Source organism: Roseivivax sp. CAU 1761, assembly GCF_054482755.1.
On record NZ_JBTLRM010000002.1, the window covers coordinates 49,837 to 73,715 of the forward strand.

Genomic DNA, 23,879 nt, shown 5'->3' on the forward strand with positions numbered 1-23,879 from the left:
GAGGCGATCAGGCCGCGTCGAGCCGGGCGCCGGTCTCACCGTCGAAATAGTGCAGGCGCGCCGGGTCGTAGCCCAGCCCGATGCGCTGCTCGCGGCGGAGCGCGACGTCCGGCGACAGCCGCGCGGTCAGCTCGCAGCCGTCGAGCCGGCAGATCGCCATCGTGTCCGAGCCCAGGGGCTCGAAGACCTCGACGGTCGGCGTGAGGTTGGCGGCGGCGGGGTCGGCCCAGGTCAAGTGCTCGGGCCGGATGCCCACGTCGATCTTCGCGCCGTCGCGCGCCGGCACCTCGCCCAGATCCAGCGTTACGCTGCCCATGCGGAGCTTCGGCGCCCCCGAGGAGCGGTCCACCGCGCCGGAAAACACGTTCATCTGCGGCGAGCCGATGAATTCGCCGACGAAGCGGCAGTTCGGCCGGGTATAGAGCTCCATCGGCGGCCCCTCCTGGACGATCCGGCCGGCGCGCAGCACCACCACGCGGTCGGCCAGCGTCATTGCCTCGGTCTGGTCATGCGTGACGTAGACCATGGTGGTCTTCAGCATGGCGTGCAGGCGCTTGATCTGCGTGCGCATCTCCACTCGCAGCTTGGCGTCGAGGTTGGACAGCGGCTCGTCGAAGAGAAAGACCGAAGGTTCGCGCACGATGGCGCGGCCCATGGCGACGCGCTGGCGCTGGCCGCCCGAGAGCTGGCCCGGCTTGCGGTCGAGGTAATCGCCGATCTGCAGGATCTCGGCTGCCTGCTCCACCCGCGGGGCGATCTGCGCCGGCTTCTGCCCGCGCATCTTCAGGCCGAAGCCGATATTCTCGCGCACCGTCATGTGCGGGTAGAGCGCATAGTCCTGGAACACCATCGCCACGTCGCGGCCCTTGGGCTCCACATCGTTCACGAGGCGGCCGCCGATGCGCAGCTCGCCACCCGAGATCTCCTCGAGCCCCGCGATCATCCGCAGCATCGTCGACTTGCCGCAGCCCGACGGCCCGACGAAGGCGACGAACTCGCCGTCGTTCATGGTCAGGTCGACACCGTGGATGGCGCGCACCGCGCCGTAGTTCTTCACCAACCCGTTCAGACGGATATCGGCCATCTTGTCCTCCTCGCGCAGGGCCCCGCAAAATTTGGGGTTGCGTTATCGATAATGATGACGTTATCAATATCGATAATGAGACGCAAGCCCGCACTGGGCAGAGCGGGAAAGGCCGGACGGATACATGGCGGTGGAAAGCTTCAGTCAGGACACGGTGACGGATCTCGTGCCGCGGCAGTCGACCCGCCGCAGCCATGCGCTGTTCGTGGCGCTGCAGAAGGAGATCGTGCTGGGCATCCTCGCGCCGGAGCAGATTCTGACCGAGCTGGACCTCGCGCAGCGCTTCGATTGCAGCCAGGGCACCGTGCGGGAAGCGCTGATGCAGCTGAACGAGGAGGGCCTCGTGAAGCGCCAGCCCAACCGCGGCACCCGCGTCGCCCCCTGCGCCGCAGACGATGCCCGCGCGCTGCTGAGCCTCCGGCGCGAGGTCGAATGCGCCCATCTGGACCGCGTCGTCGCCCGCGCCGATGCACGCCTCGTGGCCGATCTGCGGGCGCTGCTCGACGCCATGCGCAACGCCGCGCGGGACGGTGACGAATACGGCCTCTCGGTGCGCGACCGGGCCTTTCACACGCGCCTCTTCGAGGCCGCGGACCTGCCGCTGGTCACGCCGATCCTGACCCGCTGCCTGATCCACGCGCACCGTTTCAAGATCCTGAATTCGCAGCCCAACCGCGCGCTGGCCGAAACCGCCGAGCGGCACCTGCCGATCATCGAAGCGCTGGAGGCGCGCGACCGCGCACGCCTGCACGACCTCCTGGCGCATCACATCGCGACCATCGTGGATTTCGGCCCCGACCTGACCGGCAGCCCCGGCGCCGAGGCATGACCGGCCCTTCGCCCACCATGCAGGCGGTGCTCGACCGGCTCGGGGCCGAGGATGCGGGCCTCGCCGATCCGACGACGCTCGCGCCGCAGCACGGCCGCGCGCTGGCGGACCTCACGAACCTGCGCTGGAACGCGGATCTGCCCGCGGTGCGCACCGCCCGCACGGTGATGCATGCGGGCCTGCCCGGCCGCTGGATCGTGCCGGAGAACGACACCGGCACCGAGGCGATCCTGCACGCCCATGGCGGCGGCTGGGCCTTCTGCTCGGCCGCGACGCATGAGGGCGCGGCACGGCGTCTTGCCAACGCCTGCGGCTGCCCGGTGCTGACGGTCGACTACCGGCTGGCGCCCGAACACCCCTACCCCGCCGGCCTCGACGATCTGGCGCGCGTCTGGGACGCCTGCGACCCGGAGCGTCGCTGGAGCCTTGCCGGCGACAGCGCCGGCGCCAACCTCGCGCTGGCCTTGGCGCTGCGCCTGATTGCGGCGGAGGCGGCGCTACCCGCCGCGCTGCTGCTCTTCTACGGCGTCTACGGCGCCGATTTCGACACCGAGAGCTACCGCACCCGCGAGAACGGGCCCGGCCTGACCCGCGCCAAGATGATGCGCTACTGGGACTGGTACGCGCCCGTCAGCCGCCGCGACGACCCTTTCGTGGCGCCGCTGGCGGCCAGCGACGCGGCGCTCGCCGCGCTGCCACCGCTCTATCTGAACGCCGCCGGGCTCGACCCCCTCATGTCGGATACCGAGCGGCTCGCCGCACGCCTGACCGCACTAGGACGCGCCGACCGCTGCGACCGGATCGCGGGCGTCGTGCACGGCTTCATGCAGATGGGCGCCGCCCTGCCGGAGGCGCGCGACGCCTTCGCCCGCGCCGGCGCCGCGTTCCGCGACATCACGTCGACCGCCGCCCGAGGAGGGGCGGCGCAACTGGGAGGAAGACCATGAGACTGAAGACGATGACCGCGATGGCCGCGGCGCTGGCACTGACGGCGGGCGCCGCCGCGGCGGACAGCACGGTGCGCTTCTGGTATCACTTCGACAATGCCGACAACCCGATGGACGAGCTTGTCGCGGCCTTCGAGGAGCAGAATCCCGGCATCACCGTCGAGGCCGAGAACATCCCCTGGAACAGCTATTACGACCAGCTCTACACGGCGGTGATCGGCGGCAACGCCCCCGATGCGGCGATGGTCAAGATGTTCGCGCAGCCGCGGCTGGTGGAGATGGGCGCGCTGCAGCCGATCGACGAGTGGCTGGCCGGCTGGGACGGCCGCCAGGCGCTGCAAGACAACCTGCTGACCCTGACCGCCGGGCCGGACGGCGCGCAGTACTACCTGCCGGTGCAATACGTCGTGCTCTACCTCTACTACCGCCCGTCGATGTTCGAGGAGCTGGGCCTCGAAGTGCCGACGACCTGCGAGGAATTCCGCGAGGTCGCCCGGGCGCTGACCCGCGACACCGACGGCGACGGCCAGACCGACACCTACGGTTTCGGCTTCCGCGGCGCGCAGGGCGGTCACGACCACTGGGCGAGCTTCACCCTGGGCGGCGAGGGCGTCAGCCTGACCGACGGCCTGACCTCCGAGGCGGGCGTCGCCGGCACGCAGTTCGTGGCCGACCTGTTCCGCGAGGACGGGGTGTTCCCGCCCTCCGCGCCGAATGACGGCTTCCAGGAGATCATCGGCGCCTTCAAGGCCGGCAAGACCGCGATGACCATCCACCACATCGGATCGGCCAACGGCATGGTCGAGGCGCTTGGCGAGGATGTCGCCGCCGCGCCGGTGCCGGAATGCAATGGCGGCCGCTGGACGGCCTTCGGCGACGAAAGCACCGCTATCATGGCCGATGCCGAGGATCCCGAGGCCGCGTGGAAGTGGATCTCCTTCCTGTCCTCCGAAGGCAACAACACGATGTTCAACGAGGCGACCGGCCAGCTGCCGGTGGTCAAGGCCGACAGCGAGAGCTGGTCGCTGCACCCGCAACGCTTCGTGCAGGCGACGGTCGACAGCCTGCCCTTCGCCGAGATGCTGCCCTCGAGCAACGCCACGGCCGACTTCGTCAACACCGTCTGGCCGACGCAGATGCAGCGCGTTCTGACCGGCGACATCGAGGCGGCCGCGATGAACGAGGCGATCGCCGAGCTCTTCGCCGAGTGACGCTTTGCGTCCGGGCGTCCCCGCGGGCGCCCGGACCGCGCCCCTTCCTTTCGACAGCCGAAAGCCGCGTGCCATGACGGATGCGACCGTGACCGATCTCTACCCTCCTGACCGCCATGGCCGCCGCGCCGCGCTGGGGCGCCGCGTTCTGCCCTATGCGATGCTGTCGCCCGCGGTGCTGGTGACGCTGGCCATCGTGTTCTTCCCGATGGTGCAGACCGCCTGGATGAGCCTGCATGATTACGTGCTCTTCCGCCCCAACGATTTCGACTGGGTGGGGCTGGAGAACTTCCGCACCGCGCTCGGCGACGAGGTTTTCTGGATCTCGCTGCGCAACACGATCATCTGGATGGGCACGACGATCCCGGCGCAGCTTCTGCTGGGCCTTGTCACCGCGCTGCTCCTGAACCAGCAATTCCCCTGGCGGCCGCTGGCCCGCGCGCTGATCATCATCCCCTGGGCCCTGCCCTCGGTGGTCATCGCGCTGATGTGGACGTGGATCTACGACAGCAATTACGGCGTCGCGAACGAGTTCCTGCTGCGCATGGGGCTGATCCAGCAATCGATCCCCTGGCTGGCCGATCCCGATTACGCGCTCGCCTCGATCATCCTGACGCTGACCTGGCAGGGCTTTCCGTTCTTCGCGGTGATGATCCTCGCCGGGCTGCAGGCGATCCCGCAGAGCTATTACGAGGCCGCCGCCATCGACGGCGCCAGCGCCTGGCGGCAGTTCTGGCACATCACCCTGCCGGGCATCGCCGGCGTGATGATGACCGCCGTGCTGCTGCGCCTGATCTGGGTCGCCAACAGCTTCGACGTGATCTTCGTGATGACCGGCGGCGGGCCGGGCTACGCCACCCACACGCTGCCGCTCTACGCCTTCATCAAGGCACGGACGAACCTCGATTTCGGCTACGGCTCGGCCATCGCGGTGCTGTTCACGCTGCTCCTGATGGGGGTGGTCGTCTTCTACCTGCGGCGCACCGGAAAGGCGGTGTCCTGATGGCGCTTCGTCCCCCCTCCACCCTGCGCCGCGTGCTGACCGTGGATCTGCCGATGCTGGCCATCCTGACCTTCACCCTGGGCCCCTATCTGTGGATGTTCGTGACCTCGGTCAGCGACCAGTCCACGCTCTTCACCCATGGCCCGTCGCTGCTCAACGCGACGCTCGAGAACTACGCCCGGCTGTTTGCCACCGTGGGCTTCGCCGACAATTTGCTCGACAGCTTCATCGTCGCCGGCGGCACGGTGATCGTCGGCCTGTCGCTGAGCGTGACCGCGGCCTATTCCTTCTCCCGCTTCAACTTCCGCGGCAAGCGCATCCTGATGCTGCAGTTCCTGCTCATCAACATGTTCCCGCTGGTGCTGCTGATCCTGCCGCTCTTCGTGCTGATGCGCGTGCTGGGACTGCTCGACACGCATGCGGCGCTGATTATCGCGAACTCCACCATCGCCATCCCGTTCTCGATCTGGATGATGGTGAGCTACATCAACGGCATCCCGCGCTCGCTCGACGAGGCGGCGATGACCGACGGCTGCACCCGCCTGCAGGCGCTGCGCCGCGTGGTGCTGCCGCTCTGCCTGCCGGGGATCATCGCCACCGGCATCTACATCTTCATCACGTCGTGGAACGAATACCTCTACGCCCTGACGCTGGGCGGCCGCGAGGTGCGCCCGATCACCGTCGCCGTGCAGACGCTGATCGGCGAATACGAGGTGCAGTGGGGCCTGCTGACCGCCGGCGGCATCGTCGGCGCCCTGCCCGCGACCGTGCTGTTCCTTCTCGTCCAGAAACGCCTGATCTCCGGCCTGACCCAGGGCGCGGTGAAGGGCTGACAAACCCAAGAGGACCTGTCGTGCAGAACCCGATCGGCATCATCTCCATGCAGTTCGCGCGCCCCTTCACCCGCGCCCACCTGCCCTATTTCGGCAAGGCGCGCGACCTGGGCTTCGACTTTGTCGAGCTTCTCGTGCCGGAGCCCGACGACGATCTGAGCCCGGCCGAGGTGCGCCGCGCCGCCGCCGATGCCGGCCTCTTCACGGTGCTCGCCGCGCGGGTGAACCCGCAGCGCTCCATCGCCTCCGAGGACGAAGCCGCGCGCCAGGGCGGCCTCGACTACCTGCGGCGCTGCGTCGACATCGCCGCCGAAATGGGCGCGGGCATCGTCGGCGGGCCGCTCTATGGCGAGCCCATGGTCTTTGCCGGCCGCCCGCCGGTGCCGCGCAGCGACGCCGACATCGCCGCCCGAGCCGCCCGCACCATCGAGGGCCTGCGCGCCGTGGCGCCCCATGCCGAGGCGGCGGGCGTCATCCTCGCGGTCGAGGCGCTCAACCGGTTCGAGACCGACATCCTGTCGACCACCCGGCAGGCCTGCGAGGTGGTGGACGCGGTCGACAACCCGGCCCTCAAGCTGATGCTCGACACCTTCCACATGAACATGGAGGAGCGCTCGATCCCCGATGCGATCCGCATGGCCGGCCCGCGCATCGCGCATTTCCAGGCCAACGAGAACCACCGTGGCCATCCCGGCACCGGCCATATCGACTGGCCCGCGGTGATGCGCGCGCTCGCCCAGGCGGGCTATGCCGGGCCGATCTCGCTCGAGCCGTTCCGCCGCGACGACGACCGCGTCGCCCTGCCCATCGCGCATTGGCGGGCGCCGCACGAGGACGAGAGCGCCAAGCTGCGCGCCGGTCTCGGGGTCGTGCGCAACGCTCTTGCGCTGGCGGAGGTCGATCAATGATCCGGATGGGATGGATCGGCTGCGGCCGCCACGCACGCCAGATGCTGCTGCCGCAGCTCGGCCGCAACGACATCCGCATCGCGGCGCTCTGCGACCGCGACGGCGCGGCGCTGGCGCGCACCGCCGCGGAATACGGCGTCACCGCCTGCCACACCGACTTTCGCGAGATGATCGCGGCCGGGGGCCTCGACGCCGTCGGCATGGCGGTCGGCCCGGACCTGCACCGCGCCGCCGCCATCGCGGCGCTCGAGGCCGGGCTGCCGGTCTTCATGGAGAAGCCCCCCGCCGCCGATGCCGCCGGCGCCCGCGAGGTCGCCGAGGCCGCGCGCCGCGCCGGCAAGCCGGTGATGGTGGGCTTCATGAAGCGCTATTCCACCGGCAACCGCATCGCCATGAACACCCTGACAGGCGGCACCTTCGGCGAGGTGCTGGGGATCACCGGCGCCTACATGACCGCGCCCACCTATTTCGAAGGCGAACCCGACTATACCGGCTTCTACCTGCACCATTGCGTGCATTACATGGACCTGATCCCGTGGTTCGCCGGCGAGGATTTCGGCGACATGCAGGTGCGCGCCACTTCTCCCGCGGCCGGAAAACTGCTGTTGAACCTGAACTTCACCACGGCGGGCGGGGTCATCGGCAACGTCGTCATGGGCACCGTGCAGTCGCGCGGCACGCCGATGGAGGAGCTGCGCATCATGGGCGACCACACCCGGCTGCATGTCGACAACATCATCGACGTGGCGTTCTATCGCGACCCGCCCTTCAAGGCCGAGGATCCCGGCGCGCGGCTCGATCCGGCCTGCGACACGCTGAGCTGGCGGCCGAACTTCACCGCCGCTGCGAACGAGGATCACAAGGGCTACGCCGCGCTCCTGGCCGACGTGTCCGCCATGCTCCGGGGAGAGCCGCGCGCAGTGCCCGATATCGAGGACGGCGTGCGCGCGATGGAACGTCTCGAGAGGATGATCGCACAGATCGAGGTCTAGCGACCCCGGGGGCCGGCAGATCGAAGGAGGCGGCCGGCCGGAGCGCGGTCTCCGGCCAGCCGCCGGCGGACCCGTGCCGGGCAATCGCCCGCGATCCATGTCGATCGGATCGAGACCGCCCGCCGGGGCCGGGTATGCGACGATTGTCACCGGGGCGTGGCTTTGCGCCATGCCGTCGCGCGGCACGGCGCGGAGCGCAAACCGCCATGGGTCACGGCAGATCGGGTTTCTTCGCGCTGATGGCATAGCGGTGTTCGGACGCCCGCAGCAGGGACTTGCGCCAGCCCATGGCCTGGAACTGGGCCCTGTGGATCGGGCCGAGCCGCGTGTCGATGCGGATCTCGGCCAGGCCCGCCTCGGCCAGCAGGGCCGCCACCTCCCGGGCCCGGGCGCCGCGAGAGAAATGCACCTGCCGGAGAATGCGACGATGCCGCGCGGTAGCGGCCCGCTCACGCCCTTGCGGACGGAGAAGGAGCCGCGCGAGCCAGCTCGTGCTGACGAAATCGCCGTCCACCAGCAGCACCCGGCCCCCCGGCGCCAGCACCCTGTGCCATTCGGCAAAGGCCGCTGCCGGGTCGACCAGGGTCCAGACCAGATGCCGCGTGACGATGACGTCCATGCTGCCTGCCGGAAGCGTGGTGCGTTCGGCATCGGCCTGCAGGAAGGTCGTGCCGGGCAGTTTCGCCCGCGCCCGTTCCAGCATCGGTTCGGCCCAGTCGAGACCCGTGACGTCGAAGCCCATCCGCTGGCAGAGCCGCGCGATTTCCCCGGTGCCCGAGGCAAGGTCCAGCAGCCTGCGCCCCTCGGCCGCGCCCAGATGCTTGTGAAACAACGCCTCCCAGGCCGCCATTTCGCGGCCCTCGGCGATCTTGTGGCCGGGATCGGCGTCGAATGTGGCGGCCCGGTCGGACCAATATTCGCGAATGTCGTCCCGAATGTCGCGGTTGCTCGGAGGCAGGGCGTCCATCTTCGTCCTCGCGTGGGTGTTCGCCTCCTGTCGCTTAACCGACAAATTCAGTCAATTTATATCTTGACTGGAACTATCGGAAATATGATGCCGGGGTCAAACCCCGGAACCGAGGACTCGAACATGATCCCGAGACTGATGCTGAGCGCGGCAGCGCTGGCCTGCCTTCCGGCCACGCCGCTGCTGGCCGACCCCCTCACGCTGACCGACATCACCGGGCGCGAGGTCACGCTGGACGGCCCGGCGGACCGGGTGATCCTGGGGGAGGGGCGGCAGATCTTCTTCGCCGCCGTTCTGGACGGCGAGAACCCGTTCCGCCGCGTCGTCGGCTGGCGCGACGACCTGCTCCAGGCGGCGCCCGAAAGCTATGCGCTCTATGCCGACAAGTTCCCGGACCTGGCCGAGATCCCGACCTTCGGCGGCTTCAAGGATGGCACCTTCGACATCGAACAGGCGGTCGCGCTCGACCCCGACGTGATGATCCTGAACCTCGAGGCCAAGGCGGCCACCGACGAGGCGGGGTACGAGGACAAGCTCGCCAAGGTCGGCATCCCGATCCTCTATGTCGATTTCCGCGAGAAGCCGTTCGAGCATACCGCCAAGTCGATGGAGATCATCGGCCAGCTTTTCGGCGAGGAAGAGCGCGCCGCCGAGTTCATCGCGTTCTACGAGGCGCAGATCGACCGGGTGACCGAGGTGATCGCCGCCCAGACCGACCTCGACCGGCCGCTGGTCTTCGTGGAGCGCGCCGGCGGCTATTCCGAGGATTGCTGCATGTCCTTCGGCAACGGCAATTTCGGCACCTTCGTCGAACTGGCCGGGGGCGAGAACATGGCCGCGCCCTTCATCCCCGGCACCTTCGGCACGGTGAACCCCGAGCAGATCATCGCCAGCGACCCCGACCAGATCGTCGTCACCGGCGGCAACTGGGAGGCCTATGTGCCGGGCGGCGCATGGATCGGTGTCGGCCCCGGCGCCGACGAGGCCGAGGCGCGCCGCAAGCTCGCGGCCCTGACCGAGCGGCCCGCCTTCACCGGCGTGGCGGCGGTGGAGACCGGGCAGGTGCACGCCATCTGGCACCAGTTCTACAACAGTCCCTACAGCTTCGTCGCCGTGCAGCGGCTGGCGACCTGGCTGCACCCGGATCTGTTCGCCGATCTCGACCCCGAGGCGACGCTGGCCGAGCTTCACGACCGCTTCCTGCCGGTGGAGTACCGCCCCGGCTACTGGGTGTCGCTGGATGCGCCCGCGCACTGACCTGACGGGGCGGCCCGCCGGCCGCTCCCTGCTTCCGGAGCTCTGATGGCCAGCCTCTCGACGAACGCCTCCGCCCACGCAATCAGCTATCGCGGTCTCGTCGCGCGCCGGATCGCGATCCTCGCCGGGCTCGGCGCGCTGCTGGTGCTGTCCCTGGCCGTGGATGTCTCGCTCGGCCCGGCGCGCTACCCGTTGCCGGAGGTGCTGCGCACGATCCTGGCGCCGGGCTCCGCCGATCTGCAGACCCGCGTGGTGATCTGGGACATCCGCATGCCGATGGCGCTGCTCGCGGTGACGGTCGGGGCCAGCCTGTCGCTGGCCGGCGCGCAGATGCAGACGATCCTCGCCAACCCGCTCGCCAGCCCCTTCACCCTGGGCCTGTCGGCGGCGGCGAGTTTCGGCGCGGCGCTTGCCATGGTGCTGGGCGTGGCGCTGTTTCCGGCGGCGGTCGCGCTGATGGTGCCGGTCAACGCCTTCGCCATGGCCATGGCGGCATCGCTCCTGATCTTCGGCCTCAGCACCCTGCGCGGCGTGACGGTGGAGACCATCGTCCTGCTGGGCATCGCGCTGGTCTTCAGCTTCAACGCGGCGCTGGCACTGCTGCAATATTTCGCCTCGGAACAGGCGCTCTCGGCGGTGGTCTTCTGGACCATGGGCAGCCTGACCAAGGCGACCTGGAGCAAGGTGGCGGTCTGCGCCGCGATCCTCGCGGTCTGCACGCCGCTCTTCGCCCGCCGGGCCTGGGCGCTGACCGCCATCCGCCTGGGCGAGACGCGGGCCGCCGCGATGGGCGTCCCGGTCAAGCGTCTGCGGCTCGAGGCGCTGTTCCTCGTCTCGCTGCTGGCCGCGGTGCCGGTCTCCTTCGTGGGCACCATCGGCTTCATCGGCATCGTCGGGCCGCATGTCGCGCGGCTTCTGCTGGGCGAGGACCAGCGCTTTTTCCTGCCCGGCGCGATGCTCGCAGGGGCGGTGATCCTGTCGGCCACCTCGGTCCTGTCCAAGGCGCTCCTGCCCGGCGCGGTGCTGCCCATCGGCATCATCACGGCGCTGGTCGGCGTGCCCTTCTTCGCCGCCCTGATCCTGACGAAAGGACGCAAATCGTGGTAGCCCTCGCCCTCGACCGGGTCGGCGCACGCTACGGGCGGCGCCAGATCCTGACCGATGCCACGACGCCCGACATCGCCGGCGGCGCCCTGACGGCGCTGGTCGGCGCGAACGCGGCGGGCAAGTCGACCCTGTTCCGCCGCATCGCCGGGCAGCTGCGCGGCTCCGGCAGCGTAAGCCTGCGCGGCGCGACGCGCGCGGACCTGCGTTACATGCCGCAGGACACGGGCATGAGCGCCGCGCTGACGGTCTACGAATCCATCATTCTGGCGCTGAAGCAGGACGGCCGCGGCTGGCGGCTCTCGGCCGCGGAACTCGCCGCGGTGGACGACGTGCTGCACCGGTTCGGCGTGGCGCATCTGGCGGAGCGCCAGCTGCCGGAGCTTTCGGGCGGCCAGCGGCAGGCCGTGTCGATCGCGCAGACCCTGGTGACGCGACCCAGGATCGTGTTGATGGACGAGCCGACCTCGGCGCTGGATCTCTACCGGCAATACGAGGTGCTCGAGGCGCTGCGCCGCTATGCCCGGGAGACCGGTGCGGTGATGATCCTGGCGCTGCACGATCTGAACCAGGTGATGCGCTCCTGCGCCATGGTGATGGCGCTGGCGGGCGGGCGCATCCTGGCCACCGGACCGACGCTGGACGTGCTGACGCCACAGCTGATCGGCCGGCTCTACGGCATCGACAGCCGGGTCGAACGCTGCTCGCGCGGCTGCCCGATGATGATCGTCGACGGCCCCGCGCGGCAGGCCGCGGAGTAACGCCAGGCGGCCATCGCTCCGCGCCGCCGTCCGGCCCCGGCCGGGACGGGGTCGGGCCCGCGTCGCACCTGCCGTCCACGGGACCGGGGCCGATTGCCGGCTCGACGCAGCCGCGCCTCGCCGCGGAGCGACTTGAGGCGCGGGCCCGGCCGGCTCAGAAGAATTCCGGATGCCGGGCGATGATGCGGTCGACCTGGGCCAGGGTCCCGGTCAGGTGGCCGCGCACCGCCCGCTCGGCCGCGGCGCCATCGCCCTCGGCCAGGTGGTCGAGGATGCGGGTATGGTAGTCGACGATTTCGCCCGCCTTGCCGGGATCGGGCAGGTTGAGCTGGCGCAGCCGGTCGATATGGCCGGAGCGTTCGAGGATCAGCGTCCACAGACGCTCGACCCCGGCGGCGGCGAAGAGCGCACGGTGGAAATCGCGGTCGCCACGGGCAAACCCGTCGAGATCGCCGACCTCCAGCGCCGCGCGCTGCTGGGCCAGCACCGTCCGGGCAGGCTGCAGCGCGGCGGCCGCGCCGGCCTCGGCGAGGCGCCGCGCGATCTCCACCTCGAGCGCCAGCCGGAGGAACTGGGTTTCGCGGGCCTGGTCCACGTCGATGCGCGACACCTGGGTCTTGGATTGCGGGAAGATCGCCAGAAGGCCCTCTTCCTCGAGCTTCATCATGGCGTCGCGCACCGGGGTCTGGCTGACGCCGTAGAACTCGGCGATCTCGTTGCGCGAGAGGTTCTGCCCGGGCGCCAATTCCAGCGCCAGGATGCGGGCCCGCAGGGCGTCGTGGATCTGCTGGCTGACGCTGGCCTTGCGGAAGGCGGGGCGCGCCGGGCGCCCCGGCCCGGCCAGCGGCGGGGTCGGAAGATCCGGTGATTTCGAGAAATGTCCCAATGTCTTGCCCCGTCCTGTCGCGCCGATTTCCCGACATCATACAGAAGGCTTGCGGACGATACACTAATATATTAGTGTTCCAGCAAGGCAGCGGCGAGGGGCCGCGCGCCGCCGATTTTCGGGAGGACCGTCATGTCACGCAGAATTACCGCACTTCTCGCCGGCACCGCCGTGCTGGCCGCCGGGGCCGCCGGCGCCGAGACGCTCAACATCCAGACCTCGTTCAACGCGGGCGACTTCTCGACCCAGTACCTGACCGAGGAATGGCTGCCGCAGATCTCCGAGCGCACCGGGGGCCGGATCGAGATCGTGCTGACCCCGAACGGCTCGGTCGTCCCCGCCCGCGACACGCCCGAGGCGGTGGCCGCCGGCGTCATCGACGGCGACTTCACCTCGGTCAACTACTTCGCCGGGCTCGAGCCCGCCTATGCCATCATGGGCGACCTGATCTCGGGCTACGACACGCCCCAGCAGATGCTCGGCTTCTGCCGCGACGGCGGCGGCGAGGCGATGATGCAGAAGGCGGCCGACGCGGTCACCGGCGGCGAGGTCAAGGTGGTGGCCTGCGGCCCCTATTCGCGCGAGGCGCTGCCCGCCCGCACCCCGATCCGCGGCTTCGACGACCTGTCGGGCAAGAAGATCCGCTCGCCCGAGGGCCTCGCCGCGGCGGTGTTCCAGGCCGCCGGCGCCTCGCCCGTCTCGATCCCGTTCTCCGAGGTCTTCGGCGCGCTGGAGAAGGGCATCGTCGATGCCGCCGACGCCTCGGCCTATGTCAACAACGACGCAACCGGCCTGCACGACGTCGCGCCCTACCCGCTCTATCCCGGCATCCACTCGATGCCGTCGATGCAGTTCACCGTGAACGCCGCCAAGTGGGAGGCGCTGTCGGAAGAGGACCGGACCGCGCTGCGCGACTGGTGGTATGACGCGATGTACGCGATGGCCGACGAGGTCTCCAAGCTCGACGCCGAATTGGCCGAGCGCGACGACGCCGCCGACGACATCGAGGTGATCGACTGGGCGCAGGAGGACCGCGACCGGCTGCGCGAGGTCGCCCGCACCGAGTGGGAGAAATACGCCGAGAAGTCCGAGCTGGCCAAGGAGGCGCTCGACGCCAACCTCGCCTACATGAAAGAGATCGGCCTCTTCCAGTAATCCGACCTGTCCGGCGCCGCCCGCCTCCCGTGGGCGGCGCCCTCATCTTTGCCGGGGGATGCGATGAAACGCGTTCTGGCCCGCTACGCCGATGGAATGGACCGCGCCAGCGTCTTCATCGGCCAGGGCTGCTCTGTCCTGTTCTTTGCCTGCATCGCGATCTCGGCCCTCGAGGTCGTGCTGCGCTACGGCTTCGACGCGCCGACCGTGTGGTCGACCGAACTGGCGATGACGCTCTGCGCCGCCGCCTGGGTCCTGTCGGTGGGCTACGTCACCGAGCGCCACCGCCACATCTCGATCACCATGCTGGAGCTCGTCGTCGGCCCGCGCGTCTGGCGCGTCTTCCGGCTCTGCCAGATGCTGATCGCCTTGGGCGCGCTCTTCGTGCTGACCCTGGCGCTCTGGCACCCGGCGACCAAGGTGCTGGGCCGCACGGAATATTCCGGCACCGCCTTCAACTCGATCCAGCCGACGCTGCTGAAGCTGCTGATCGTCATCGGCTGCCTTCTCTACATGGCCCAGCTGGTCGCCAACATCATCCGCTGGGTGCAGGGAACCGAAAAGGACATCGACGGTGGGCATTGAAATCATCACCCTGCTGATCGTCGTCGCGCTGCTGGCGCTGATGGCGGTCGGCGTGCCGCTCGGCATCACCACGCTGACGGTCTCGCTGGCCACCGCGATCCTCTATTTCGGCCCCCGCGCCGGCTTCTTCGTGGTCGCCGCCAACGTCTCGGAGGTGCTGCACAAATACGAACTGATCGCGGTGCCGTTCTTCGTCTTCATGGCCAACGTGCTGGAGCGATCCGGCATCGCCAAGTCGCTGTTCGATTCGATGGCGATCCTCGGCGGGCGCTTCCGCGGCTCGGTCGGCGTGCAGACCTGCATCGTCGCCGTGGTGCTGGCCGCGATGTCCGGCATCATGGGCGGCGAGATCGTCATGCTGGGCCTGATCGCGCTGCCGCAGATGCTGCGGCTGGGCTATGACAAGAAGCTCGCCATCGGCATCATCTGCGCCGCCGGCGCGCTGGCCACGCTGATCCCGCCCTCGGTGGTGCTGATCATCTACGGCCTCGCGGCCCAGGTCTCGATCACCCAGCTGTTCGCCGCCTCGGCGGTGCCCGGGCTGATCCTCGCCACGCTCTACATCCTCTACATCCTCGTCCGGGTCCGCCTGAACCCGGCGCTGGCCCCGGTCTACGACATCCCGGAAACCGCCCTGCCGTTCCACCAGCGGCTGAAGTTCATGAAGGGCGTGATCCTGCCCGGCCTCTTGATCGGCACCGTCCTGGGCGTGATCTATTCCGGCGTCGCCACTGTGACCGAGGCCGCCGCGATCGGCGCCGTGGGCGCGCTGGTGGTGGCCGCCGCCCGCAAGGAGCTGAACTGGACGATGTCGCGCGACGCCATGCGGCAGACCGTGCTCACCGTCGGCTCGATCATCTGGCTGGTGCTGGGCGCGGTGTCGCTGATCGGCATCTACAACCGGATCGGCGGCGGCGAGTTCCTGCGCGGCGTGCTGACCGGGCTCGACGTGCCGCCGCTGATGGTGATCGCGGTGATGATGCTGATCGTCATGGTGCTGGGCACCTTCCTCGAATGGATCGCGATCATCTTCATCACCGTGCCGATCTTCGCCCCGGTGGTCATCGATCTCGGCTTCGACCCGGTCTGGTTCGGCGTGCTCTTCGCCATGAACATCCAGATCTACTACCTCTCGCCGCCCTTCGGCCCGGCCTGCTTCTTCCTGAAGTCGGTGGCGCCCAAGGGGATCGAGCTGCAGGACATCTTCCTCGCCGTGCTGCCCTTCATCGCGCTGCAGGCCGTCGGGCTGGCGCTGGTGCTGTTCTTCCCCGACCTCGCCCTGTGGCTGCCGAGAATGCTGGATTGAGGAGTGAGACCATGACCGACGACGACGATCACCTCACCCGCCAGGACGAGGATCTCTCGGCCCGCGAATACGCCACCGAGGAGCGCCGCGACCATTTCGAGTTCGGCAACTGGCCGGAACTGGCCGGCCTCGCGCTGACCCTGCTGCTGACCTGGCTGACCTTCGCCCTGACCGGATGACCGACATGACCCGCAAAGACCCCAAGGACCTGCGCTCGGCGCGCTGGTTCGCCCCCGACGACCTGCGCTCCTTCGGACACCGCTCGCGCATGATGCAACTGGGCTACGCCGAGGAGGAGTTTCAGGGCCGGCCGATGATCGGCGTGCTCGACACCTGGTCCGAGCTCAACACCTGCCACAGCCACTTCCCCGAGCGCGTCCGCGACGTGAAGCGCGGCGTGCAGATGGCCGGCGGCTTTCCGGTGCAGATGCCGGCGCTCTCGGTCGACGAGAGCTTCACCAAGCCGACCTCGATGCTCTACCGCAACATGCTGGCGATGGAGGTCGAGGAGATGATCCGCGCCCACCCGCTCGACGGCGTGGTGCTGATGGGCGGCTGCGACAAGACCACGCCGGGCCTCGTCATGGGCGCGATCTCGGCCGGGGTGCCGTTCATCTACCTGCCGGCCGGGCCGATGCTGCGCGGCAATTATGCCGGCCGCATCCTCGGCTCCGGCTCGGATGCGTGGAAATACTGGGACGAGCGCCGCGCCGGCAACATCTCGGACGCCGAGTGGCAGGGCGTGCAGGGCGGCATCGCCCGCTCCGCCGGCACCTGCATGACCATGGGCACCGCCTCCACCATGACCGCGATCACCGATGCCATGGGCCTGACCCTGCCCGGCGCCTCGTCGATCCCGGCGGTGGACGCGGGCCACGCCCGCATGGCCTCGGCCTGCGGCCGGCGGATCGTGGAGATGGTCTGGGAGGATCTGACCCCCGACCGGATCATCACCGAGGGCGCGGTGAAAAACGCCGCCATCGTCGCCATGGCCACCGGCTGCTCGACCAATGCCGTGGTGCACCTGATCGCCATGGCGCGCCGCGCCGGCATCGACCTCACGCTCGACGATCTCGACGCATTGGGCCGCACCACGCCGCTGGTGGCGAACGTGCGCCCCGCCGGCAAGGACTACCTGATGGAGGACTTCTTCTACGCCGGCGGCCTGCGCGCGCTGATGGCGCAGATCGCCGAGCGGCTCGACACCTCCTGCCTGACGGTCACCGGCCGCAGCCTGGGCGAGGAGCTGGAGGGCGCCGAGGTCTACAACGACGACGTCATCCGGCCGCTCACGAACCCAGTCTACCACGAGGGCTCGCTGGCGGTGCTGAAGGGCAATCTCTGCCCCTCCGGCGCGGTGATCAAGCCCGCCGCCTGCGACCCGCGCTTCTATCACCACGAGGGCCCGGCGCTGGTCTTCGACTCCTACCCCGAGATGAAGGCCGCGGTCGACGACGAGGAGCTCGACGTCACCCCCGACACCGTCATGGTGCTCAGGAATGCCGGCCCGCAGGGCGGCCCGGGCTTCCCCGAATGGGGCATGCTGCCGATCCCCAAGGCGCTGATCAAGCAGGGCCACCGAGACATGCTGCGGATCTCGGATGCGCGCATGTCGGGCACCTCCTACGGCGCCTGCGTGCTGCATGCCGCGCCCGAGAGCTTCGTCGGCGGCCCGCTGGCGCTGCTCAAAACCGGCGACATCGTCCGCCTCGATCTTGCCAACCGCCGGCTCGACATGCTGGTGGATGACGCGGAACTCGAGCGCCGCCGCGCCGCCTGGACCCCGCCCGAACCCCGCTTCCAGCGCGGCTGGGGCTACATGTTCTCGCGCCATGTCGGCCAGGCCGATACCGGCTGCGACTTCGACTACCTGCAAACCGATTTCGGCCGCGCCGCGGGCGAGCCGGACATCTTCTGACGGACCCAGCGATGACCGATTACGTCCTCTCCGAGGCCACCCGCGCGATCCTGATGCGGGTCTCCACCGCCTCGATCGCCACCCAGCTCTACAAGCGCGGCCTGCGCAACCAGTTCATCCAGGGCGTGGCCCCGGTCGCGCCGAAGGCGCAGAACATGGTCGGCCAGGCCTTCACCCTGCGCTACATTCCGGCGCGCGAGGACCGCAACCCGCTCGAGGTCTTCCGCAACGCCGACCATCCCCAGCGCGTGGCGGTGGAGACCTGCCCGCCGGGACATGTGCTGGTGATGGACGCGCGCAAGGATGCCCGCGCCGCCACCGCCGGCTCGATCCTCGTCACCCGGCTGGCGGTGCGCGGCTGCGCCGGCGTGGTCTCCGACGGCGGCTTCCGCGACGCCCATGGCATCGGCGAGCTCGACATGCCGGCCTATTGCGCCCGGCCCTCGGCGCCCACCAACCTGACCCTGCACGAGGCGCTCGACATCAACGTGCCGATCGCCTGCGGCGATGCGGCGGTGTTCCCCGGCGACGTGCTGGTCGGCGACCGCGACGGCGTCATGGTGATCCCCGCGCACCTCGCAGACGAGATCGCCGAGGCCTGCGCCGGCATGGAGGATTTCGAGGCCTTCGTGCTGGAGGAGGTCGAGGCCGGCGCGCCGATCATCGGCCTCTATCCCTGCACCAAGGACGAGAACCGCGAGAAATTCGAGGCCTGGCAGAAGGCCAGGGACAAGACGGGAGCCCCGGCATGAGCTTCACCCCCCACGGCAAACACCTGATCGCCGGCGCGTGGATCGCGGGCGAGACCACCTTCCGCTCCGAGCCGGCGCATGGCACGGCGCACGCCTATTCCGTCGGCACCCCCGCCCTGGTCGATGCCGCCTGCGAGGCCGCCGAGGAAGCGTTCTGGTCCTACGGCTACGCCTCCCGGGAGGACCGCGCCGCCTTCCTTGAGGCCATCGCCGAGGAGATCGACGCCCGCGGGCCTCAGATCACCGCCATCGGCACCTCCGAGACCGGCCTCCCCGAGGCCCGGCTCGAGGGCGAGCGCGGCCGCACGGTGGGCCAGCTGCGCCTCTTTGCCAGCCACATCCGCGCGGGCGGCCATCTCGACCGCCGCCACGACGTGGCGCTGCCCGACCGCCAGCCGCTGCCGCGCCCCGACCTGCGCATGGTGCAGCGGCCCATCGGTCCGGTCGCGGTCTTCGGCGCCTCGAACTTCCCGCTCGCCTTCTCCACCGCCGGCGGCGACACCGCCGCGGCTTTGGCCGCCGGCTGCCCGGTCGTGGTCAAGGGCCATTCCGCCCAACCCGGTACCGGCGAGATCGTTGCCGAGGCGGTGCACGCCGCGATCCAACGCTGCGACCTCCATCCCGGGGTGTTCTCGCTGATCCAGGGCGGCAAGCGCGATGTCGGCCAGGCCCTCGTGCAGCACCCCTTGATCAAGGCGGTGGGCTTCACCGGCTCGCTGGTTGGCGGCCGCGCGCTCTTCGACCTCTGCGCGCAGCGCCCCGAGCCGATCCCGTTCTTCGGCGAGCTGGGCTCGGTCAACCCGATGTTCCTGCTGCCCGAGGCCGTCGCGGCCCGCGGCGCCGAGATCGGCACGGCCTGGGCCGCCTCGCTGCTGATGGGCGCCGGGCAGTTCTGCACAAATCCCGGCATCGCCGTGGTGCAGGCCGGCCCCGCCGGCGATGCCGTGGTTGCCGCCGCCAAGGCCGCGCTCGCCGAGGCGCCTGCCCAGACCATGCTGACCGAGGGCATCGCGCAGGCCTACCGCGACGGTCAGGCCCGCTTCGCGAGCCGCAACGCCGTCCGGCCCGTGCTCACCACCGACAGCGACGGCCGCGAAGCGCGGCCCAACCTCTACGAGACCGACGCCGCGGCCTACCTGCAGGATCACGGCCTGGGCGAGGAGGTCTTCGGCCCGCTCGGCCTCGTCGTCCGGGTGGAAGGCGCGGACGAGATGGAGACCCTCGCCCGCGGCCTCGACGGCCAGCTCACCGCCACGCTGCACATGGCGGAGGGCGACGCCGAGACCGCGCGCCGCCTGCTGCCGATCCTCGAGCGCAAGGCGGGCCGCATCCTCGTCAACGGCTTCCCCACCGGGGTCGAGGTTGCCGATGCCATGGTGCATGGCGGGCCCTACCCGGCCTCGACCAATTTCGGCGCCACGAGCGTCGGCACGCTGTCGATCCGCCGCTTCCTGCGCCCGGTCTGCTACCAGAACCTGCCCGAAGCGCTGATCGCGGGCGATCTGGCCTGACCTTCCGCCCGGCCCGGTGCCGGGCGGCTCCCCCTCCGTCACGGACCGCTGCGCGCCACAGGCCGGCTGCGTTCGCCCGGAAGCGCGCTGCGGCCGGGCGGAGGGCGCCCGCGCCTCAGCCCATCCTCAGGTCGAGCAGGCCACCGCCGAACAGCCGGTCGCGCGAATGTTCGAGATGCGCCCGCATGCCGGCGCGGGCGCCCTCGGCATCGCCTGCGCGGATCGCCGCAAAGATGCCGGCATGTTCCTGCAGCACCGCCTCGAGCCCCTTGCGCCCGTCGGTCATCAGCGACTCGCCGTGCAGCTTCATGCCGACATTCACGTGTTCGCGGAGCGCCCGGAAGGTGGCCTCGAAATACTGGTTGTTCGAGGCCTTCGCGATGGCGCCGTGGAACATGAAATCGGCGTCCTCGCGGTGCTGCAGCGACCCGGTGGCGTCGCGCAGGAGGTCGAGCGCGCGGTCGATCTCCGCCAGCGCCGCGTCGTTGCGGCGCTCTGCCGCCAGCGCCGCCGCCTCGGTCTCCAGATTGATGCGGAACTCGTAGCAGCGCTGGATGTCAGCCAGCGTCTCGACCCGCGCGAAGCCCAGCGGTACGCTCGCCGGCACCGCCCGCACGAAGCTGCCGGCGCCCTGCCGCGACTGCACCATGCCGTCCTCGCGCAGCCGTTCCAGCGCGGCGCGCAGCACCGGGCGCGATACGCCGAACTCCTCGGAGAGCTGCATCTCCGGCGGCAGCTTCTCGTTGGCGGGATAGTCACCGTTCAGGATGCGGGCATGCAGCGCGTGGTAGACCTTCTCGGCCAGCGGCATCTTCGGCTTGGTCTTCTCGCTCGGCATGTGCGGCCCCGTCCTTTGACCCGCAAGGGCTTAGCCCGCGGTCAGCCTATTTACAAGTTTGACAAGCGTGTCCGCCTCGCCGAAGCCGCCGGACTTGGTCACCAACCAGGGCCCCGCACCGCCGGCATCGCGGGAGACCGGCACGCCCGGCAGCACCTCGCCCGCGACGTCCAGCTGGCCGATGCCCAGCCGCGCCAGCAGCGCCGCGGCGCTGTCGCCGCCGCAGGCGAAAAGCGTCGCCGGCCGCAGCGCGTCGTGGGCGCGGGCCAGCGTCCCGGCAAAGGCCGCGGCGGCCTCGGGGCCAGAGACCTGGGCAGCCCCTTGCGTCATCCGCAGCACCAGGCAGGGCGCGCGTGGCAGGTCCGTCGCCACGCCATTCGGCGCGTCGCAGATCGGCACGCCGGCCAGCGCGGCCACCTGCGCCGCGGTCACCGGATCGCGCGACCCGATGGCCAGAATGGCCGGACGCGGCAGGCGCGAAACGTCCCGTACCGGCCCGGGATAGAGCCGGTCGGCCAGCGCCTCGGCCAGCCCGGCCGCGCCCACATAGGTCGCGCTCGTGAGGTCGGCGGGAAGGATGGCGGCCAGCGCGCCCGCACTATCGGTGTCATGCACGCTGACGGCGCGGCCGATCCGTGGCGCGATGGGGATCGGCTCGGCGACGCCCGCGCCGGTGACCGCGCCGCCGTGGCAGGTGCGGCCGACCCGCGGGATCGACGGGTTCACCACCAGCCGGGCGTGCTGGGGGACCAGTTCCGCCAGTTCCGCCGCGATATGGCCCTTCAGGCGGCTGTCGATCTTCTTGAAGAGAAGGCCCGCGCGGCCCGCCAGATCGGCCGCCACGCGCCGCGCCGCGTCCGTCGCCTCGGCCGCGCTGCCGTCGCGGCTGTTGGTGCTGACCGCCACGACCTCGGCCGCCGAGGCCAGCGCTTCGCCCAACCCCTCCGGCCCGGTCGCCACCCGCACCCGCGCGCCGCGCCCGGCGAAGACCGCCGCGCTGTCGAGCGCGCCGGTCAGGTCGTCGGCGACGATGTGCATGCGGGGGATCATCGCGCCCTACCAGGCGCGCCGGTAGATCGCCTCGATCTCCGCCACCGAGAGCTCGCGCGGGTTCCAGTCGAGCAGCCTTCGGATGCCATGCGCCTCCGCGGCCATGTCCGGCAGGGCGTCCGCCTTCACGCCGTGCGCGCGCAACCGCATGTCGAGCCCGAGGCCCGCACAGAAGGCCGTTGCCCCGGCGCGCACCGCGTCCTCGCAGCCGCCGTCGAAGCCGAGCGCGCGCGCCACGGCCGCCGTCTTTTCCGGCCGGGCGGTGGCGTTGGCGGCCAGAACATGCGGAAAGATCAGCGCGTTGGCGATGCCGTGCGGCAGCCTGTAGCGGGTGCCCAGCGGGTAGCTCAGCGCATGGCCGGCGGTGGTGTTCACCGGCCCGAGGCAAATCCCGCCGTAGAGCGCCGCGAGCGAGAGGCCCGCCCGCGCTTCGGCATCCTGCCCGTCCTCGACCGCGCGCGCGAGGTAGCGCCCGACCAGCTCGATCCCCTGCAGCGCGTAGCCGTCGACCAGTGGATGGGCGCGTTTCGAGGTATAGGCCTCGACGCAATGCGCCATGGCGTCGACGCCGGTGGCAGCGGTGACCGCGGGCGGCACCGAGATCGTCAGGTCCGGGTCGACGATGGCCAGATCGGCCAGCATCTCCGGGCTTTCGGTGGCGATCTTGCTGTTGGTCGCGGGATCGGTGACCAGCGCCCGCGTGCCGACTTCGGAGCCGGTCCCGGCGGTGGTGGGGATTTGCACCAGGCCGACCCGGCGCGGCGGCGCGCGGTCGGGGCCGCTGATCTCGGCCAGCGTCACGTCGCGGCCCACCATGACCGCCACGAGCTTCGCGAGATCCATCGCGGAGCCACCGCCGAAGCCTATGATCAGGTCCGCATCCGCGGCCGCGGCCACGGCTTTGGTCAGGTTGTCTACCGCCGGTTCCGGCACCACCCCGCCGAAACAGGCCACCGCGCCGAGGCCGAGCACGTCGAGACGCGCCGCGTTCACCGGGTCGGCGATCACCACGGGGCGGGCAAAGCCGCCCGCCGCCACCCAGCCGGCGAGGCTGTCCCGCGTGCCGCTGCCATAGCGGACAAGCGCCGGACGGCGCAGGTCGATGGGGGTGGTCAGGGTGGTCATGGCTGTCCTCCTCGGAACGCAGATCGCGGGACCGGGCTGGGCGGGCGCTGCCGGGCAGCGGAACCGGCGGTCGCGCCTTGCGCCGATCTCTGACAAGTGAGTGACAAGTTGTCAAATAGGAAATTCCGCGGATTTTGTGAAGTGATCGCGCGCGGGGCTCACGTAGAAACCAGCGTGGAGTTATAATAAGACCTTGTTTTATTGCTATTTTAGATTGCTCCCTGGCGATGAGCAGGAGGATGCGCAGCAAGAATTCCGCGCTGATTTCGACGCCGATAACAGAATCCGGTTTTCACAGTTGACATGTTGTTTGGTAGTCGCCATGGTGCCCGCCATGGTTCGGAGCCCCAGCCCCGGACGCCGGTTCGGGAGGACAGCATGGCATTGCGCGAGGGACAGGCGGATCTGTGGATCGGCGGCGGCCTGCTGGCGCTCTGCGGCGCAGCGGCCTGGCGGACGACCTACATCAAGCAGGGCTTCAGCTCCTCCGCCGCCGGGCCGAGCTTCGTGCCCTGGCTGGTGATCGCGCTGATCGCGGTTCTGTCCCTGGCGCTGATCCTGCGCGCCCTGCGCGGGGATGGCGGCGCCGAGCTCGCCATGCCGGGCCGCCGCACGCTGGCCGCGATGGCGGGCTTCACCCTGCTGATGATCGCCTACGCGGTGGCCTTCATGCCGGTGGGCTACCTGCCCTCCACCCTCGCCGCCTTCGTGCTCGGCCTGATCCGTCTGGGCGAGCGCAACTGGCTGGTGGTGATCCTGTTTCCCGTCGGCATGACGCTGGCGATCTATTTCGGCTTCACCGAGCTGCTCTCGGTCTGGCTGCCCTGACACCCCACACACGACACGACGAGACATCC

At 69.9% G+C, this 23,879-nt stretch carries 24 protein-coding genes; 18 read left to right on the plus strand and 6 right to left on the minus strand.

The features are described from left to right. Nucleotides 1-7: 7 nt before the first annotated feature. Entirely contained in the window at nt 8-1,084 is a 1,077-nt protein-coding gene (locus ACXYMW_RS01950) for an ABC transporter ATP-binding protein (RefSeq protein ID WP_459033604.1), read from the minus strand. 124 nt (nt 1,085-1,208) lie between these two features. On the opposite strand from ACXYMW_RS01950, the gene ACXYMW_RS01955 reads away from it, so the two are divergent. From ACXYMW_RS01955 to ACXYMW_RS01985, 7 genes are all read left to right on the plus strand, one after another. Then, nucleotides 1,209-1,913 (plus strand): GntR family transcriptional regulator, encoded by a 705-nt coding sequence (locus ACXYMW_RS01955; protein WP_459033605.1) that lies wholly within the window; start codon nt 1,209-1,211, stop codon nt 1,911-1,913. Further along, nucleotides 1,910-2,860, plus strand: coding sequence for an alpha/beta hydrolase fold domain-containing protein (locus ACXYMW_RS01960; protein ID WP_459033606.1), 951 nt, complete (start codon nt 1,910-1,912; stop codon nt 2,858-2,860). The genes ACXYMW_RS01955 and ACXYMW_RS01960 overlap by 4 nt, the downstream gene beginning before the upstream one ends. Further along, nucleotides 2,857-4,071 (plus strand): ABC transporter substrate-binding protein, encoded by a 1,215-nt coding sequence (locus ACXYMW_RS01965; protein WP_459033607.1) that lies wholly within the window; start codon nt 2,857-2,859, stop codon nt 4,069-4,071. Before ACXYMW_RS01960 ends, ACXYMW_RS01965 begins: the two co-directional genes overlap by 4 nt. A 73-nt stretch (nt 4,072-4,144) precedes the next feature. Beyond that, nucleotides 4,145-5,074, plus strand: coding sequence for a carbohydrate ABC transporter permease (locus ACXYMW_RS01970; protein WP_459033608.1), 930 nt, complete (start codon nt 4,145-4,147; stop codon nt 5,072-5,074). Further along, nucleotides 5,074-5,907 carry a carbohydrate ABC transporter permease gene (locus ACXYMW_RS01975; protein ID WP_459033609.1) on the plus strand — a complete coding sequence of 278 codons (834 nt, stop codon included), beginning with the start codon at nt 5,074-5,076 and terminating at the stop codon, nt 5,905-5,907. The genes ACXYMW_RS01970 and ACXYMW_RS01975 overlap by 1 nt, the downstream gene beginning before the upstream one ends. A gap of 20 nt (nt 5,908-5,927) precedes the next feature. Next, nucleotides 5,928-6,815 (plus strand): sugar phosphate isomerase/epimerase family protein, encoded by an 888-nt coding sequence (locus ACXYMW_RS01980; RefSeq protein ID WP_459033610.1) that lies wholly within the window; start codon nt 5,928-5,930, stop codon nt 6,813-6,815. Then, on the plus strand, nt 6,812-7,807 hold the full coding sequence (locus ACXYMW_RS01985; RefSeq protein WP_459033611.1) for a Gfo/Idh/MocA family protein: 996 nt from the start codon (nt 6,812-6,814) through the stop codon (nt 7,805-7,807). The genes ACXYMW_RS01980 and ACXYMW_RS01985 overlap by 4 nt, the downstream gene beginning before the upstream one ends. Nucleotides 7,808-8,018: 211 nt before the next feature. Here ACXYMW_RS01985 and ACXYMW_RS01990 read toward each other — a convergent pair whose 3' ends face one another. After that, nucleotides 8,019-8,774, minus strand: coding sequence for a class I SAM-dependent methyltransferase (locus tag ACXYMW_RS01990; protein WP_459033612.1), 756 nt, complete (start codon nt 8,772-8,774; stop codon nt 8,019-8,021). Between the two features lie 123 nt (nt 8,775-8,897). Here ACXYMW_RS01990 and ACXYMW_RS01995 point away from each other — a divergent pair, with 123 nt between their 5' ends. From ACXYMW_RS01995 to ACXYMW_RS02005, 3 genes are read left to right on the plus strand one after another with little or no spacing between them, the layout of a single operon-like run. Continuing rightward, the gene (locus ACXYMW_RS01995; RefSeq protein ID WP_459033613.1) at nt 8,898-10,031 is read left to right on the plus strand and encodes an ABC transporter substrate-binding protein; all 1,134 of its coding nucleotides are present in this window, start codon (nt 8,898-8,900) and stop codon (nt 10,029-10,031) included. A 45-nt stretch (nt 10,032-10,076) separates the two neighbouring features. Beyond that, nucleotides 10,077-11,138 (plus strand): FecCD family ABC transporter permease, encoded by a 1,062-nt coding sequence (locus ACXYMW_RS02000; protein WP_459033614.1) that lies wholly within the window; start codon nt 10,077-10,079, stop codon nt 11,136-11,138. After that, entirely contained in the window at nt 11,132-11,896 is a 765-nt protein-coding gene (locus ACXYMW_RS02005) for an ABC transporter ATP-binding protein (protein ID WP_459033615.1), read from the plus strand. Before ACXYMW_RS02000 ends, ACXYMW_RS02005 begins: the two co-directional genes overlap by 7 nt. Nucleotides 11,897-12,050: 154 nt before the next feature. Here ACXYMW_RS02005 and ACXYMW_RS02010 read toward each other — a convergent pair whose 3' ends face one another. Beyond that, nucleotides 12,051-12,782, minus strand: coding sequence for a GntR family transcriptional regulator (locus ACXYMW_RS02010; RefSeq protein WP_459033616.1), 732 nt, complete (start codon nt 12,780-12,782; stop codon nt 12,051-12,053). A 132-nt stretch (nt 12,783-12,914) separates the two neighbouring features. Here ACXYMW_RS02010 and dctP point away from each other — a divergent pair, with 132 nt between their 5' ends. The 7 genes from dctP to ACXYMW_RS02045 all read left to right on the plus strand — a co-directional run bounded on the left by dctP (nt 12,915) and on the right by ACXYMW_RS02045 (nt 20,009). Next, entirely contained in the window at nt 12,915-13,937 is a 1,023-nt protein-coding gene (gene dctP / locus ACXYMW_RS02015) for a TRAP transporter substrate-binding protein DctP (protein WP_459033617.1), read from the plus strand. Nucleotides 13,938-14,000: 63 nt separating this feature from the next. Beyond that, a complete protein-coding gene (locus ACXYMW_RS02020; RefSeq protein ID WP_459033618.1) occupies nt 14,001-14,522 on the plus strand; it encodes a TRAP transporter small permease subunit in 522 nt (173 codons plus the stop codon). Continuing rightward, entirely contained in the window at nt 14,512-15,828 is a 1,317-nt protein-coding gene (locus ACXYMW_RS02025; protein ID WP_459033619.1) for a TRAP transporter large permease, read from the plus strand. The genes ACXYMW_RS02020 and ACXYMW_RS02025 overlap by 11 nt, the downstream gene beginning before the upstream one ends. A gap of 11 nt (nt 15,829-15,839) precedes the next feature. Further along, nucleotides 15,840-16,007: a hypothetical protein gene (locus ACXYMW_RS02030; protein WP_459033620.1), complete on the plus strand. Its 168-nt coding sequence runs from the start codon at nt 15,840-15,842 to the stop codon at nt 16,005-16,007. 5 nt (nt 16,008-16,012) lie between these two features. After that, nucleotides 16,013-17,746 carry an L-arabinonate dehydratase gene (araD, locus tag ACXYMW_RS02035; RefSeq protein ID WP_459033621.1) on the plus strand — a complete coding sequence of 578 codons (1,734 nt, stop codon included), beginning with the start codon at nt 16,013-16,015 and terminating at the stop codon, nt 17,744-17,746. A gap of 11 nt (nt 17,747-17,757) precedes the next feature. Further along, on the plus strand, nt 17,758-18,498 hold the full coding sequence (locus ACXYMW_RS02040; RefSeq protein ID WP_459033622.1) for a ribonuclease activity regulator RraA: 741 nt from the start codon (nt 17,758-17,760) through the stop codon (nt 18,496-18,498). Further along, nucleotides 18,495-20,009 carry an aldehyde dehydrogenase (NADP(+)) gene (locus ACXYMW_RS02045; RefSeq protein ID WP_459033623.1) on the plus strand — a complete coding sequence of 505 codons (1,515 nt, stop codon included), beginning with the start codon at nt 18,495-18,497 and terminating at the stop codon, nt 20,007-20,009. Before ACXYMW_RS02040 ends, ACXYMW_RS02045 begins: the two co-directional genes overlap by 4 nt. 115 nt (nt 20,010-20,124) lie before the next feature. On the opposite strand, the gene ACXYMW_RS02050 is transcribed toward ACXYMW_RS02045, so the two are convergent. Genes ACXYMW_RS02050 through ACXYMW_RS02060 form a run of 3 tightly spaced genes read right to left on the minus strand, consistent with a single transcriptional unit; the run spans nt 20,125 to nt 23,022 of the window. Then, a complete protein-coding gene (locus ACXYMW_RS02050) occupies nt 20,125-20,847 on the minus strand; it encodes a FadR/GntR family transcriptional regulator (protein WP_459033624.1) in 723 nt (240 codons plus the stop codon). A gap of 30 nt (nt 20,848-20,877) precedes the next feature. Beyond that, nucleotides 20,878-21,885 (minus strand): four-carbon acid sugar kinase family protein, encoded by a 1,008-nt coding sequence (locus ACXYMW_RS02055; RefSeq protein ID WP_459033625.1) that lies wholly within the window; start codon nt 21,883-21,885, stop codon nt 20,878-20,880. 18 nt (nt 21,886-21,903) lie between these two features. Beyond that, entirely contained in the window at nt 21,904-23,022 is a 1,119-nt protein-coding gene (locus ACXYMW_RS02060; protein WP_459033626.1) for an iron-containing alcohol dehydrogenase family protein, read from the minus strand. A 378-nt stretch (nt 23,023-23,400) separates the two neighbouring features. Between ACXYMW_RS02060 and ACXYMW_RS02065 the strand changes: the two genes are divergently transcribed. Continuing rightward, nucleotides 23,401-23,850, plus strand: a complete 450-nt coding sequence (locus tag ACXYMW_RS02065; protein WP_459033627.1) for a tripartite tricarboxylate transporter TctB family protein — start codon at nt 23,401-23,403, stop codon at nt 23,848-23,850. Nucleotides 23,851-23,879: the final 29 nt, after the last annotated feature.